This is a genomic window from Helicobacter trogontum, assembly GCF_000765905.2.
Classification (GTDB): domain Bacteria; phylum Campylobacterota; class Campylobacteria; order Campylobacterales; family Helicobacteraceae; genus Helicobacter_A; species Helicobacter_A trogontum.
In genome coordinates this window covers 1-14,674 of record NZ_JRPL02000032.1, presented here as the reverse complement: position 1 = coordinate 14,674, position 14,674 = coordinate 1, and the positions used below count along the sequence as shown (strand labels likewise).

Genomic DNA, 14,674 nt, shown 5'->3' with positions numbered 1-14,674 from the left:
CCTACGAATATTATTTATTCAACAAAGTGATATTGAATAGTTAATAACAATATATTATGCATATAATATATTGTTATTTAGTGAATCTAAATATAAAAATACATATACTATCCTTAATCCCAAAAGGTGGTGTTGGGAAAAGCACTATAGCTATAAATTTAGCACGCTTTTTCACACTCCAAACGCATGATATTTTACTGCTTGATACAGACCCTCAAAGAAGCGTATTTTTATGGCATTCATGCAGCAATGATAAAAGGCTGCAAGTAAAATATGCAAAAGAAACTAAAGAAATCAATACCATATTAAATCAACATAGATTTGTTATTGCAGATACTAGTGGTAGCGATAGGGGTATAAATGCGTTTTTGATTGAGCGTAGTGATGTATGTATAATCCCTATAAACGTTGGTGCATTTAATATTATTATACTTAATTCAATCATAGATTATCTACAAAAGATTATGCGTGTTAATAAGGATTTAAGGGCTTATATGATCATAAATAGGGCTAATTCAAATCCAAAAATCAAACAAATTGAAACATTAAAAGAGATTATTAAAAGCAAACAAAGCAATATATATCTTTTAAATAGCATTTTGTTTGAAAGGGTTGCATATCAACACGCTACGGATAATCAAGTAAGTTTATTTGATTATTGTAGAAGTAATGATAAAGCTTTGATTGAATTTAAAGACTTTTGTAATGAAATTTTAGTAAAGGAAATACATGGCAATAAATAAACAAAAGATAATAGGCTTATCTGATATAAAAAACAAAGATTTTCTAGATTATTTAGGAGGTAATGCTAAATATAAGGATACACCTAGAGGTGGCATATATGGCTCAATACATGTTAAATTAGATACAGAGACATTAAGGCGTTTGAATAATGCAACAAAGCTAACAAGATTAACAAAGCAAGTCATAGCATATGATGCTATATTTAACTATTTAGGTTTTCTAGAAAAAGAATTAGGTGCAGATTTTAGTAGTTTTGATGAGGGAGAGGTAAAAAAATGAGAAAGTTTGTGTTGTCTTGCTTTTTATTTGTGAGTATGCATGCAGAGACGTGTTTTTGCTACAATAGTGAATTATGCGTCCAAGCACAAGCATTTTTAAGTGCATATAAAGGCTGGAAGTTTCAATATGAAAAACTGCTAAACAATGGTGCAAAGAAAGAGGATTTAAATCACATGGAAGAGGCTAGGGATAGGCTAACACGTTCTTGCAATTATGCAAATGAGTTTTTAAGAAGGGACAAGATGTTATTTGAAGTGCGTATTTTGGATGAATGGAATATGAATTATGATGAGTATCAAAAGTTATGTAGAGAAGTAGTGAATATAGAGGTTAAATGAAAAAGTTAATTTTAGCGAGTTTATTAAGTGTTGGGGTAGCTTGTGCGTGTGATACTTTTGAGTGTGAAAGGTTTGTAGAATCAATGCACGATTTTGTAGAATTACACAATCTTAAAGAATTCAATGCAGATGTTTTTAAGGAAAAGATAGACGCGGCTACAGAAGCTTATAATATATCAAAAAGAATATGCGAAACATTTCTTAATTTAAATGTGAATGAAATTGTATCACTACAAACAAAGAATCCACATTTTGCAAATTTAAATGATGATTGGAATAAAAATTCTAACTATTTAAAAAGTTTTCTTAAGGCAAGAATTCGTTTAATAATTTTTGTATTTTTAGAAAACAATGAGAGATTTCTATCGTTGATATATAGATAATGATAATATAAAAAATTTTGTAGTAATGGCAAAAAATCTTACATAAAATTTATGTTTTTGTACTTTGAATTGCATTTTATTCACTAAAAAGTTTTATTCGAAAATACTCTGCTAATGTTAGATGTTTGTTTTTGCTTCTAATTCAAGTTTATTAGGTTTGCTTTGAATACAATAAAAGCATAAACTTTATCTCTTTTATCATTTCCTTTTTAGTTCTACCGCGCTTTGTTTGCGCTAGTGTTTTTCCTTGTGCATGTGCTACAAAATTCTTGTTGATAGTTTTTATGTCTTTAAAAATTAAAAATGTTTTTATTGATGCAGCGATATATATTTGCAATATTGTGAATTGCTGAAGTTTTTTTGACCCCCTCCCAATAATAAACCAAATCCCAATTTAGCATTCGCTAGATTACCAAGTATAAAATTCATTTGAGAGCTATATTGTATATTTAAGCGCAAATCAACCGCGAATTCATTGTTTGTAAGGAAAGCGATACTTTCTTTTAATCGATTAAATTGTATTTGATTAGGAAAGTAAACCAACGCTTCATGATATTGTAAATCTTTAATATCAAGCAATATTTTATTTTGGTGAGAACATATCGTTTTTCCCAATAAAAAATTTTTACCAAGAATCGTATTTCTTATTCCTAGCACATTTTGTTGAGTTATATTGATGGGAATTTGTTGTGGAATATTTTCAATAATTGAAATCCTATTGTTTAGATTAAAATTATATTGTAAAATCTTTTCAATATATGGTTTTGGGCGTCTTGAGCTTAATATAAGAGATGAAAATGGTAAATACTCTTTTGCATTTGTTACATTATTAAAACCCAGTATTTTTAAAAAAATATGCGAAATTCTATCATTCAAGTTATCATTGAAAGATCTATGATAATTTCTAAGTGACATGCTTTCGTAAAGAAGCCATAGAATATGATTGTTTAGAAAATCAAAAAATAAGCTAAAACCATTGCCAGAATCTTCATTTCTTGCAAATTTGTCAAGTATGTAGTTTGGTAGAGGAGAAGAACTTCCAAATAAACCAAAAAAATTTGCTTTAATTTCAACGCAATTTGCATGTTGATCATTTAAAGAAGTTGTATTGTCTGCAGAATCTGTTGTCTTTAAGAGTGTCTCATTGTCATTTTGTGCAATAACCTCTATTTCCTTATAAGCATGCCCCAAACTTTTCCCAGTTCGTAAAAATATTTGATGTTTCTTGCGTGTCAGTAAAAATGTTTTTATAGTATGATAGAATGTAGATGTTTTCATAAAAGCGCTTTATTTCCAAATTGTACAGGGTATGTAAAGATTGTATTGCTTAAAACACATATAATATTTAATTCACAAAAGGAATTAATAGCCGCAAAAGAAGCAAATAAGTGCGAAAATATCAATCCTATTTTATATACTTCTCCTAAACAATAAAATTTAGTCTCATCCATAGATATCGTAACAAGAATACCTCTTCTTGTGATACAGCCATGAACTTTATAGGTCGGTTGTGATTGTATATTAATAATTGCATCACTTAGATTTGTCAAAAAATGTTTATCTTGAGAATCAAATGTAAACCCAAAAATATGTAAAAGAGACAATAAACTTTCTTTTTTTGTTATATTTTGATAATTAAAAGACAAAATAACAACAAGATTCCACATCATATCACTATCCATGTCTATGTGTTTAATTGGTGTGGGTAACGTAATATTTTCTGTTGTAACGCTCTTATAGTCTAATATTTCGTTAATGTCATGAAGTTTAAGTTGTGCTGGTATATCATTATTGCTGCACAATACATCCATAGATATAGTTTCTTTTCTGTGATGCTTAGTATAAAAAGAAATTTCTTTATAGTGTTGGCCATGAGCATCGACTTTGTTAGCTAATGCATAAAAATCATTGCTTTTATTTAAAAACTCAAATCTCTCAAAACTATAATAATTTTTAAAAACTCGTCTGCCAGTATCGCTACTATGTGCTTTTACTTTTAGAATCTGTATAACACAATAAGCCTGTTCGTGCATTCTATCTACAAATATTCGATGAGTATTTCTTGAGTGATCAAGAAGTATTGGTTCTGCCTGTGTAGAAAACAAATTAATTGCTGGTGTTGCAAAGAGAGAAAACTGATTTGCTCTTGGTAAACAATTTTTAGGAAGCTCCTTATTAAAAATAAATTTGATACCCATTTTTTTACTTTTTACATCTTTTAAAGCTTCTAAACCCTCAAGATGGATGAAATGAAATTTTTCTGACATAAAAAATAATTCTTGCAACAACATAAATGCACTAAAGCCTAAATCATCATTATCTAATACACTTTCATTTCTGTTAAACCCCATAGGCTGTAAGCAATGTGTTGGTATTTTAAAATTCGTATGTGTATCGTATGAGAGAATAATAATTTCTTTCACATATTGTAAAAGCCATAAAAGCAGGGTATTTGCCGTATAAACCTCATTGCCAAGATATAAATTCAGATATTTTATGTTAATATCTGCAATAGTTAGATGATCTTGCGTGGTTTCTATGTCGATCACAAATGTAGTGTATTTTCCCTCACTGCCCACATCAACATTATAAATTTTCAAGGGATGCAACATCACATCATAAATTGTCCTAAATTCACACCTAACCGACTGAACAGGAGAAGATACTACGCTTGTATGTCTAGGAATAAACACATTATTATCTTTAGAATCTGGTTTTAAGTTAAAATTTTGTATACAAAATGAAGGCAAAGAGTTTGTATAGTTTGGCATAAGGATATTAATAAGAGATTCTGCAAGAGATGGAATATTGCCATCAAGCTCTTCATTAATCTTAGCGGTCAAAATTGCTAATGATTCAATAATGCGTTCAACATCTGGATCATTGCTGTTACATGCTAAAAATGGGGCAAGTTTAGGATATTTATTAATAAACAATTCCCTTGTTTTTTGCAGATAATCAATTTCCTTTCTAAAATAAAAGATATTTTTCATCTAACCTTATACCCTTCTATCTTATTTAGCTTATTATAAAACTTCATAATAACGGTTGCTATTAAAAATAATTTGTATATTAAAATTTGTTAAATTTTTATTATATTGTAATGTTAAGAAAAATTTGAGTTGCCAAGGTGCTAATGTCTCATCATATTCAATGCTTACAATCTTTGCTCTATATTCGTACGTAGAAACTATATCATAAATTCTTTCTGACATTACGATGGCTAGATTTTTGATGTTTAAATCCAAATCGTTATAAGATAATAACTCCTGTGTACCCTCTTTTGTGTTTATGAGAGTTTCAATATGCTCTCTGATTGCTTGAATGGGACTCTCAACATACTCAGAATCTACATATTCATCAAGCACATGAATAACCTTATCAACAAAAGACATAGTTATTCTTTATCAAGCTTTCCTACCAATGAGAGTTCAAAATTAGCCCCCATAAACTTAAAGTGCGGACGCACATTCAAATCTATTTTATACCATCCAGTTTCACCTTCTATATCGCTTACTGTAATTCTAGCCCCTCTAAAAGGTCTTCTGCTCCGCACTTCTGCTGGAGGATTTTCTTGGTCTGAAACATATTGTCTAATCCATTCATTCAAGCCATTTTCAACATCGCTACGTTCTTTCCAGCTCCCAATTTCTTCTCTTTGTAAAACCTTAATATAATGTGCAAGACGAGAAACCAAAAAAATATATGGCAATTGTGTTCCAAGCCTATAATTTGTTTCTGCTTCTTTGCCTTCAGGAGTATTTGGAAAAATTTTTGGTTTCAATACGGCATTCGCTGAGAAAAAGACTGCATTGTTACTATCCCTTCGCAATGTAAAAGCTATAAAACCAGATTCTGAAAGTTCATACTCACGTCTATCTGTAATTAACACTTCAGTTGGTATCTTAGATTCTAATGTACCGAAGTTTTCATAAAGATATACTGGCAAATCTGTGACGGCGCCACCAGCTCTAGGACCTATAATATTGCCACACCATCGATATTGTGCAAAACTATCAGTCAATCTTGTTGCAAAAGCATAAGCAGTATTGCCCCATAAGAGATGATTGTGCGAATTATGTACATTTTCTTTATAATTAAAACTTTTTATGGGATTTTCTTGTGGGTCATATGGAGAACGAGTTAAGAATCTTGTCACCATAAGTCCAGCATATTTAGAATCCTCGTTCTCTCTAAAAGTGCGCCACTTTGTATATTGTGGACCCTCTAATAAACTTTTTAGATCTTGTATTGTTGGAAGTTCTGCATAATTATCAAGCCCAAAAAAGCTTGCATCTACAGATGTTAAAAATGGAGAATGACTCATAGCAGCAATTGATGACATTTTGGATAAAAAATTCATATCAGGACTTGATGCATTTAGTGCATAATCACCGATTATTGCTCCTATGGGTTCTCCTCCAAATTGTCCATATTCGGCAGAATAAATATATTTATAGAGCGTACTCGTCGTAATATCTGGATTTGAATCAAAATCCTCTAATGCTTCTTGTTTTGTAACATCAAGAATGTTAATTTTTATATTTTCTTGAAAATTCGTGCGTTCTACTAAGAAATATAAACCTCTCCATGTAGATTCTAATTGTTGAAACTGCTCATTGTGTAAAATCTCATCCATTTGCTGTGAAATTAAATCATCTATATGCGCAATCATTTCATCAAGTGTGAATCGATTGATTTTGCTCTCCGCATTATCAGATTTTACAATTTCTGTAATAAATTCTGCAACACCAAGTTTAGCAATACTATAACTTTCATCATTTTTAGAATATTTACTTTTTTGCATAATGCCCTCAATAATTGAGACATTCTGTGTTTCTACCTCTTGTTCTAATTTTTCGCTCATAATTATCCTTCAATCTAATTGTTCATTGTTTTCTCGGCTTTCTTGTATCTCCAATAAAAGCTTTTCTTTTATATCTTTATTCTTTAAAGCCTCCAAAACAGCTTTTCTAAAATCTGGGATATTGCCCATTGGACCTTTTAATGCAATAAGAGCTTCGCGTAATTTAAGAAGTTTATTGAGCTCTGGAACTTGGTTTGCAATGCTATCTGGAGTAAAATCTTTCATGTTTTCAATCTTCAAATTTACATTCAATTCATCAGCATCTTGGCTAAGAGTATTTTTGACACTAAAATGAGACTCGATTTGCATCTTTTGCATAACCTGATTAAAATTATGTTTATTAATGGATGTTAACCCTCGTTCTTCCAATGGTACTTTATTGCCACCTGTAAAATTAGCCATAACCATTAGTTTTAATGGGAGCTCAATCTCTGGAGTTTGTCCACCAGTTTTTGATTTGTAAGTGATATTGATGCGCTCTTTCGGTGGAGTTGAATTTTCTGCCATAACAAAATCCTTATTTTACTTTAGATTCTACCATTCTACTTTAGATTCTACCATTTTATAACCAAATTTCATAAAAATTATTATAAAATCCTCAAAAATATACATCCCATAATTAATTTCTTAAGGCATAACTAAAAAGTAGAGATAATGAAAAATATTTGCACGGCTTTAATTTTTGCTATGATGTTGATTCTTATTGGGTGCAGTACACCTATACGGATACAGGCATCTAACTATGATAATTCTAATCTCAACAATCGTAACGATAATGTTCCCATCACGCTTGTTATTTATCAACTCAAAGATGTTAATAAGTTCGAATATGCAAGTATTCAAGATCTAACAATGCGTGAGAGCGTAGTTCTTGGTCGAGACAATGTAGACTCGGTTAGAATCCAAGTTCCACCTAATGAAAAAGATATGCTTGTGGCAGAATTTGCAAAAAAAGAAGGTAAATATATTGGTATACTGGCTCTTTTTGCAAATTCTCAGGGCAAGAAGCAAAAATTTTACAAAAAATTAAATAAAGTGTTTAAAAATACAATAAAAATTGATATTACACAAGAAGGCATTGCAAATAGTAAAAACAACAGAGGAACAAATAATAAGGAGAAGCGGTGAATAGCAGATTAAAAGTTGCTTGGTACAATGGGATGAATGTAGATAAGATCCATTTTGAACAGCAAGAAAGATATTTTGAGCAACTTGTTTATATCAAGACAACAAAGTCCTTATGTAATTTCTATGGCCTTTTTGAAGTAGAATTTTCAAATGAATTATTAAATCTAGGTAAAATAGCTCTCTCTAGGATTAGTGGTATTGCACAAGATGGCAGTGTATTTAATGCTCCAAGCGATGATTTATTACCACAAGCCTTAGAGATTGATTCTAATGTTGGGTCACCAATTATTACATTAAAAATTCCTGTATCTTCAGATTCTATTGCTGATATTTCTCTGAACAACACCTTTTCAAACTCTAAATATGTTGCAACAAATGTGCCAGTGGTCTCTAAAATCCACGACGATATAAATGAATACACACAGCAAACAGATTCAGAAATATTTTACACACACCAAACATCATCTCTTGTGTTGGGAAGTTTACGTTTAAAGCTTGGTTTGCTTGGAGATAAGTCTCCTAATGAATTAGAAATCCCTATTGCAAAAATCAAAAATATACACCACAATAAAAGAATAGAACTTGATGACAAATTTATTCCAACTTCTATGGATATCAGCAACAATCTTTTTATCAAAACCTTCCTAGAAGAGATGCTTTTTTCTATTCAACAACACAAAGAGACTTTTACAAAAATTTTTAGAGGCATTAATCAAACAAAAAATACACTTGATTTTAGCACCTACCTATCTCTCAATCTTTTAAAAAAGTATGATTGCATTTTTTCATACTTGATTAACAAAGAAAGATTGCACCCTGAATTTCTCTATGAAAAATTGATAGAATTTCAAGCCGATTTGCTTGTGTTGCATCATGAAATCGAGGAATCGTTTGAGTTTATTGCTTATAAACACAATGATCTTTCATCAGTTTTTATTCCCTTAAGCAATCATTTGCGTTTGCTGTTTGCAAATGTTACTTCACCAAAATATGCTATAGCAAGTGTTGTTGATAATGGTAATGGATTTTTTGATTGTATTTTTGAGAATGCATCAATTATTCAAAATGGTGAGATATTTTTAGCAATCAGTTCATCATTGCCAACAAATACATTGCTTGAAATATTTACCACACAAACAAAAATTCATACACAATCAGCAATAAAAAATATCGTTGCATCCCAGCTGAAAGGATTGCATTTAGAACCCATACAAAGCATTCCACCAGCATTACCGCATTTAAGTGGATATATATATTTTAAGCTTGATAAAAAAGATTCGCTTTTTTCACATTTTGCTAATCAAAATACAGTAAGCATCTATATGACAAATAATATAATTAGCCCTGATATTAAATTATGGGCATTATTCTAAGGGTATTTATGAACGTACAAACAAATGGCACACAATGTTCATTATTGCTTGAATCTAATTTTGCAGGTATGCAGAATAATAAAATTATTGACTTAAGTCTACCTCTTCTTCTTTTTGCCACAAGACTTTCAAAAATACATGCGCTAGATGATGACTTGATTGTTGAAATAAGGGATACTTTTGCAAATCAGGTGCTTGCCATCAGTGGCAGCCTAAGTGCCATGCATTGCTATGATGAAAAAGACTTAATCAAGTTTCGCTATTGTTTATGTGTATTTATTGATGAGATGTTGTTACGTAATGAAAGCATTATGAATAGTGATTTTACAAACCATACGCTCACTAATCGTTTGTTTAATGAAATGCTAGGTGGTGATAAATTTTATGGTATAGCTGGGCAGTATTTGCTAAATCCAAGCAAATATAAAGACATGTTAGAATTCATCTATGCCTGTCTTATTCTTGGTTATAAGGGAAAATATACTGTTGATAAACAGGGCGATGAAAAAATTAACCATCTTTGCAATGATATTGCAGCGGCTATTACACCAGCATTAGATTCAAATGAAGATATAGCGTTTAATATTGCTCACAAAAATATTGTCCGTAACAATATTTTAGAATTGTTTAAAAAAAGATACCTAAAGCCATTTTTACTTATTGTTGTTATGTGCACCGTAGTTGTTTCTTTTTTCTTTTCTATGCTTAAGATAGAATCTAATAACACCATAACAAAAAACACTCTTATACAAAATATTAAAAAATTCAAACAAGAGAACAATGAGGATCAATAATGCTGAAAAAAATAACAAGCTTTTGCAAATCAAAACCATTTCTATACATATTTCTTATATGCTTGTTCATATTTTTCAGCATAATATTTTTTATTTATGCACCCCTACTGGCTTTCAATGATATTTACATATTTAGCAATGCTTTTGTTCGATTGGGTATTCTTGTTCTTGTATGGCTTATTATAGCTTTTTATTTTATGTTGAGACCTCTTCTGGATTTTTTACGAACATTAAAAAGTGAAAAAGGTGTTCAACGCAGGGAGTTAAAAAAAGAGGTTGCAAGAATTTTGCACAAAGCAAAACGCAATTATTCCCTTGCTTTAAATGAAGCCAAAAGTACTTGGAAAAGAACAATTCGTTTTAAAGATATTCCGTTAGTAATTGTTATTGGTAATGAGGGAGCAGGAAAAAGCTCTTTAATCAATTACGCGAACATTGAATATCCATTAAGCGATAAATTAGAATCATATAAAAAAATTCATAAAAGCACTAAGAATTTTAATCTTTATGTTTCTAAAAAAGGGGCTTTACTCGATACCGAAGGCAATTATTTTACGCAAGAAGATTTTTTTAATCCAGATACAACAGATGAAATTGCCGAAGATGATTTGGAAAAAAACAAAGATTTTCTAATAAAAAAAGCGGTATGGAATAAGTTTCTTTCTTTCCTTAATTCCAGCATTTTTCACAGCAAACTCAATGGCATTGTGCTTGTTATTGATATTCATTCCTTTCTTAATAACCCAAAACAATATAGTGACAATTTAATACACTTTCTTGTTAAAAGAGTTCATGAATGTGAACAAAATTTGAATCTAAAATTACCTATTTATGTAGTTTTTAGTAAACTTGATCTTATGGAAGGTATGGATATCTATTGGAATGTTTTTAACGAAAATGTCGCAAATAAAATATTGGGTATCACTTTAGAACAACAGGCAAATAAGCAAACATTACTGTCTTATTTTCAGGCTATCAGCAAATCATTATTGTACTCTTTCATGCACAAAAACAAATCTCTGCATTCTCTTGATGAGAAAAATAGGGCATTTTTATTTTTAAAGCAACTTGATACACTCTTTGCTTTGGTAGTAGATTTTGTAATACAGGTGAATGAAAAAAATGTGCTAAAAAATAAGTCTTATGTTCGTGGAATTTATTTCACTTCAGCTTACCAAGAAAATGTTCCAAGAAATTACTTAGTTGATGCTGTATGTGAAAAATATGCTATTAAAAAGCCAGCAGCAAAGGCTGCTACAAAGCAACACAAACAAAGCTATTTTGTACATTCAATGTTAGAACAAATTGTTTTAAAAGATTCTCATCTTAATGGTATGATTTTTAAAAACTCATGGGTGACATTAAGATTAGGCATTATGGCTGTTTGTCTGTGTATACTGACATATAGCGTAAGTGCTTATTATATCAATAAGGCATATAAAGCAATTGAACAAAGCAATACTTCTTTAAGCAGTATTAATGCACTCCTTGCAGATGCTAATAACTATAAGATATTAAGCCTTTATGAAAAAGTAAATCTTATGTTAAATCTTAAAGCAATTTTAAAAAAATATCCGTTATTGTTTGATACATCAGTTGGTAGCCAATACTTTTTCCTTGATACATCATATCAAGCTTTTTTACCGGCCAAAGATCTCTATTATGCAATTAGTGAAGATGTTGTAAGTAAAACACTTATTAATGAAATGGAACATATATTAGCACATAATAAAACTCCAGAGACACTTATTGAAACATTATATATGTATATGTCTTTATTTGACACACATTATCTTAATAAGTCGCTTCTTGCAGTTTGGATTGGTAAGAATTGGCAGTATTTTAAAAAGTACAATATTCCAAAAGATGATTTTATCGCTAGTACTGAGGATTTAGCCTCAGATAGAATTCTTCATGCTCATCCAATTAATATTGGTAGTGTTGCCAAAGCACAAGAAGAAATTATGCAAATTGCTAAAGCACAAAGAATATATACTCTTATAGCTTTTAAAAATAGTCTTGAGAAACAAACTTCTTATAATATAAAAAATAAAATTGGTGGATCCATTAATGCTGTATTTGAAGCTCCAGAAAAACTAAGTCATATTGACAAGAGATATACCAAAGAAGGCTTAATGGTGTTTTTAAGCCATCTTGAAAAGAATATATATGATGCTCTTGATATTGACTTGTGGTATCTCGAAGGAGTGCGACAAGATGATGATGAAAAGATGTTGGATACAAAAATTATAGAAGTTTATCTTGCTGACTATAAAAAAAAATGGGAAGATATATTACAAGCTATCAAACCCAAGAGACACCATGAAAGAAATGCTTTGCTTAATGAACTACAAATCTTGTCTCAACCTAGCAATCCTATCAATAATTTGATTGCGATAATAAACGATAATACCCATTTGAACGATGCATTATTGCTTAGTTATGCTTATGGGCTTGGATTCTCCAGCAAAGAAATAAAAACACAATTTACAGCTCTTAGCAATCACTTCAAAGCATACTATGATTTAACCAATGAAGAATCATTAATAGATTCTAAAGCCAATTCTCTTAGTCAATCAAAAAATAAGGAATTAGCAAATTCACAGAATGCAACAAAAGATGAAAATAACATGTTGGCAGTTATTGCACAAGATGTGCAAAATGTCTCCGCAAAAATTGAAGATTTTACGCAAGATATAACAAAAGATGCCAAAGAAAAAATTGTTTATATTCTTGATGGAAGCAATGATGAAAATGACCCATTTAAAAAGCTTGATATAGATAGTAAGGTTTTACCTCAAGAACTAAAAGCATATTATAATCATTTGGCACGAATGTCTTGGAAAATCATAGAGAGTAATGCTGGAGTTCTTTTGAATAGTGTGTGGAAAAATGAAGTTTATACAGACTTTGTGAATAATATATCTCCACTTTATCCTTTTAACACATATTCTAGAGAATCTGTGTCGATAGAAACTTTTAAAGGATTCTTTGGTAATGCTGGCACATTACAGACCTTTTATAAACAGTATTTAAGTAAGATTATACAAAAAAAGGGTGGCGCCTACATTCCTAATCCAACCTATATGACAAAAATTAAGCTAAAAGAACAATTTTTAACTTTTTTTAACAAAACCTCTAGTTTAAGTGCAATGTTTGATGCAAACAACAATTTGACACTCAATTTTTTTATACAATGTCTTGATTTATCATCAGACTTTAGTTCTCTTGACATGGGATATAATGATACAAGCATCCACTATGATCATACGCTGCATCCAAAACTCCACGTTATTATTGAGCACTTTAATAAAAATACCGAGTTGAGACTCACTGCAAATGATTATTACCAATATCCACAATATAAAAAAGTGTATATTGGAGAATGGGCATGGTTTGCATTTATGAAAGATGTCATGCCAAATCAAAATATGCGCAATTCGTTTTATTTTGAAGATAACAAAAAACTATATTTTGATTTTAATGTTACAAACAAGCTAGAGCTTTTAAAGATTATTGATATTTTGACACATTTTAATATGCCAGACTCTATTATGTAAGGAAATTGTATGCAAAAGATTGCTATTACTGCACAACATATAAATGATTTATCCACAACATCGCTATATTGTGTTATTGATGAAAATGGCGGTACAATAGGGAGTGATTCTGGCAATAATCTTTGTTTACAAGATCAACAGATCAATTCACAACATGTTCATATTCAATATGAAGAGGGTTTTTTTACAATTACAAGTATTGCAGATTCAGATATTTTTTATAACAATTCATTCTCCAAACTTCTTGCAGGTTATGAAACAACTATTGAACTTGGTGATACATTTAGGATCGGCAACTACCAATGTAGCATTATAGATCCAAAAGATTTGAATGAAGAAATTCTAAATACAAAAAACATTATTAAAGAAGTTGCTACTTATGACAAATTGGATACATTACAAATAAGACCGAGGGGACAAGTAGATGGCATGAATATTCATGAAGCATCAATTGAAAATATCTTGCATGAAAATGAGATTCTAGATGATCTTACCAATATTACACCTAATACCTTTGATACTATTCAGCAAACTCTTTCTAGTAGCAACCAAAGAGTTTTTATGCAAAATGATGTAATCTCTAAACAGAAAAATAGCCAACTAGATACAGCAAATAATCATGCAATCTTGCATAATCAATTTGCAACAAAAGAAGCAAACATTGAAAATAATCAGCCGCTCAACAAACAAACTATTTTAACTTTCTTAGACAATGCTCTTAAAAATTTATTTATTGATGCAAAAATCCCCTTACATACAAATATACATTTAACTATGCAGGATATACAAGATATTTTACAAGATACTCCACTTATAGATTCTCCATTACTCATTAACACTCTTGTATTAGGAATTATTTTTAAAGAATTGCATACCCCATTATTTGAAGTTTTAGAGAATGATGTATTAGGAGCAATACTAAGTCATGCCATCAAAGAACAAAGAGGAGGTGATGAAAAAACCTTGCAGTATCTCTTAATACAAGCCTTGCATTCTTATTTGAAAAAAGAAGGTTAAAAAATAGTTTATCAAAACATGGTTTTATAACATAAAAGGATATAGGGAAGGATGTATATAGAGAGTTGCAACTCATACTAACTTTATAAATTACTCCAATGCTTTTAAGACATCTTTTTGCTGCAATATTGTATGATTGTAATTTTGCATATTAGCTCTTTGTAATATCTGCTTAGGTTTAAAAGGCAAGA

The 14,674-nt window shown here is 30.3% G+C and carries 14 protein-coding genes; 9 read left to right on the top strand and 5 right to left on the bottom strand.

Annotated elements, in window-relative coordinates; all coding sequences use genetic code 11:
* Nucleotides 1–80 precede the first annotated feature (80 nt).
* From LS81_RS09485 to LS81_RS09470, 4 genes are read left to right on the top strand one after another with little or no spacing between them, the layout of a single operon-like run.
* Nucleotides 81–743 carry a ParA family protein gene (locus LS81_RS09485; protein WP_158659401.1) on the top strand — a complete coding sequence of 221 codons (663 nt, stop codon included), beginning with the start codon at nucleotides 81–83 and terminating at the stop codon, nucleotides 741–743.
* Entirely contained in the window at nucleotides 730–1,023 is a 294-nt protein-coding gene (locus LS81_RS09480) for a hypothetical protein (RefSeq protein WP_034346852.1), read from the top strand. Before LS81_RS09485 ends, LS81_RS09480 begins: the two co-directional genes overlap by 14 nt.
* Nucleotides 1,020–1,361, top strand: a complete 342-nt coding sequence (locus LS81_RS09475) for a hypothetical protein (RefSeq protein WP_034346853.1) — start codon at nucleotides 1,020–1,022, stop codon at nucleotides 1,359–1,361. Before LS81_RS09480 ends, LS81_RS09475 begins: the two co-directional genes overlap by 4 nt.
* The gene (locus LS81_RS09470; protein ID WP_034346854.1) at nucleotides 1,358–1,744 is read left to right on the top strand and encodes a hypothetical protein; all 387 of its coding nucleotides are present in this window, start codon (nucleotides 1,358–1,360) and stop codon (nucleotides 1,742–1,744) included. Before LS81_RS09475 ends, LS81_RS09470 begins: the two co-directional genes overlap by 4 nt.
* Nucleotides 1,745–2,053: 309 nt before the next feature.
* On the opposite strand, the gene LS81_RS09465 is transcribed toward LS81_RS09470, so the two are convergent.
* The 5 genes from LS81_RS09465 to tssB are packed head-to-tail and all read right to left on the bottom strand — an operon-like array spanning nucleotide 2,054 to nucleotide 7,118.
* On the bottom strand, nucleotides 2,054–3,022 hold the full coding sequence (locus tag LS81_RS09465) for a type VI secretion system baseplate subunit TssG (protein ID WP_034346856.1): 969 nt from the start codon (nucleotides 3,020–3,022) through the stop codon (nucleotides 2,054–2,056).
* Entirely contained in the window at nucleotides 3,019–4,737 is a 1,719-nt protein-coding gene (gene tssF / locus LS81_RS09460; protein WP_034346857.1) for a type VI secretion system baseplate subunit TssF, read from the bottom strand. The genes LS81_RS09465 and tssF overlap by 4 nt, the downstream gene beginning before the upstream one ends.
* Before the next feature lie 33 nt (nucleotides 4,738–4,770).
* Entirely contained in the window at nucleotides 4,771–5,139 is a 369-nt protein-coding gene (locus LS81_RS09455) for a hypothetical protein (RefSeq protein ID WP_034346858.1), read from the bottom strand.
* Between the two features lie 2 nt (nucleotides 5,140–5,141).
* On the bottom strand, nucleotides 5,142–6,611 hold the full coding sequence (gene tssC, locus LS81_RS09450; RefSeq protein ID WP_034346859.1) for a type VI secretion system contractile sheath large subunit: 1,470 nt from the start codon (nucleotides 6,609–6,611) through the stop codon (nucleotides 5,142–5,144).
* Between the two features lie 9 nt (nucleotides 6,612–6,620).
* Nucleotides 6,621–7,118, bottom strand: coding sequence for a type VI secretion system contractile sheath small subunit (tssB, locus tag LS81_RS09445; protein WP_004085273.1), 498 nt, complete (start codon nucleotides 7,116–7,118; stop codon nucleotides 6,621–6,623).
* A 147-nt stretch (nucleotides 7,119–7,265) separates the two neighbouring features.
* Here tssB and tssJ point away from each other — a divergent pair, with 147 nt between their 5' ends.
* Genes tssJ through LS81_RS09420 form a run of 5 tightly spaced genes read left to right on the top strand, consistent with a single transcriptional unit; the run spans nucleotide 7,266 to nucleotide 14,483 of the window.
* Complete coding sequence (tssJ, locus tag LS81_RS09440; protein WP_004085271.1) at nucleotides 7,266–7,739, top strand: type VI secretion system lipoprotein TssJ; 474 nt, start codon at nucleotides 7,266–7,268, stop codon at nucleotides 7,737–7,739.
* Nucleotides 7,736–9,112, top strand: coding sequence for a type VI secretion system baseplate subunit TssK (gene tssK, locus LS81_RS09435; RefSeq protein ID WP_034346860.1), 1,377 nt, complete (start codon nucleotides 7,736–7,738; stop codon nucleotides 9,110–9,112). The genes tssJ and tssK overlap by 4 nt, the downstream gene beginning before the upstream one ends.
* 8 nt (nucleotides 9,113–9,120) lie before the next feature.
* On the top strand, nucleotides 9,121–9,906 hold the full coding sequence (icmH, locus tag LS81_RS09430; protein WP_034346862.1) for a type IVB secretion system protein IcmH/DotU: 786 nt from the start codon (nucleotides 9,121–9,123) through the stop codon (nucleotides 9,904–9,906).
* Complete coding sequence (gene tssM, locus LS81_RS09425) at nucleotides 9,906–13,466, top strand: type VI secretion system membrane subunit TssM (protein ID WP_034346863.1); 3,561 nt, start codon at nucleotides 9,906–9,908, stop codon at nucleotides 13,464–13,466. Before icmH ends, tssM begins: the two co-directional genes overlap by 1 nt.
* A gap of 9 nt (nucleotides 13,467–13,475) precedes the next feature.
* Nucleotides 13,476–14,483, top strand: a complete 1,008-nt coding sequence (locus tag LS81_RS09420; protein WP_034346865.1) for an FHA domain-containing protein — start codon at nucleotides 13,476–13,478, stop codon at nucleotides 14,481–14,483.
* Nucleotides 14,484–14,674: the final 191 nt, after the last annotated feature.

Bases quoted from the DNA above. Each gene is read 5' to 3' on its own strand.
- tssB (WP_004085273.1), bottom strand. From the start codon at position 7,118: ATGGCAGAAAATTCAACTCCACCGAAAGAGCGCATCAATATCACTTAC.
- icmH (WP_034346862.1), top strand. From the start codon at position 9,121: ATGAACGTACAAACAAATGGCACACAATGTTCATTATTGCTTGAATCT.
- tssF (WP_034346857.1), bottom strand. From the start codon at position 4,737: ATGAAAAATATCTTTTATTTTAGAAAGGAAATTGATTATCTGCAAAAA.
- tssC (WP_034346859.1), bottom strand. From the start codon at position 6,611: ATGAGCGAAAAATTAGAACAAGAGGTAGAAACACAGAATGTCTCAATT.
- LS81_RS09475 (WP_034346853.1), top strand. From the start codon at position 1,020: ATGAGAAAGTTTGTGTTGTCTTGCTTTTTATTTGTGAGTATGCATGCA.
- LS81_RS09470 (WP_034346854.1), top strand. From the start codon at position 1,358: ATGAAAAAGTTAATTTTAGCGAGTTTATTAAGTGTTGGGGTAGCTTGT.
- LS81_RS09465 (WP_034346856.1), bottom strand. From the start codon at position 3,022: ATGAAAACATCTACATTCTATCATACTATAAAAACATTTTTACTGACA.
- LS81_RS09420 (WP_034346865.1), top strand. From the start codon at position 13,476: ATGCAAAAGATTGCTATTACTGCACAACATATAAATGATTTATCCACA.
- tssM (WP_034346863.1), top strand. From the start codon at position 9,906: ATGCTGAAAAAAATAACAAGCTTTTGCAAATCAAAACCATTTCTATAC.
- tssJ (WP_004085271.1), top strand. From the start codon at position 7,266: ATGAAAAATATTTGCACGGCTTTAATTTTTGCTATGATGTTGATTCTT.
- LS81_RS09455 (WP_034346858.1), bottom strand. From the start codon at position 5,139: ATGTCTTTTGTTGATAAGGTTATTCATGTGCTTGATGAATATGTAGAT.
- LS81_RS09480 (WP_034346852.1), top strand. From the start codon at position 730: ATGGCAATAAATAAACAAAAGATAATAGGCTTATCTGATATAAAAAAC.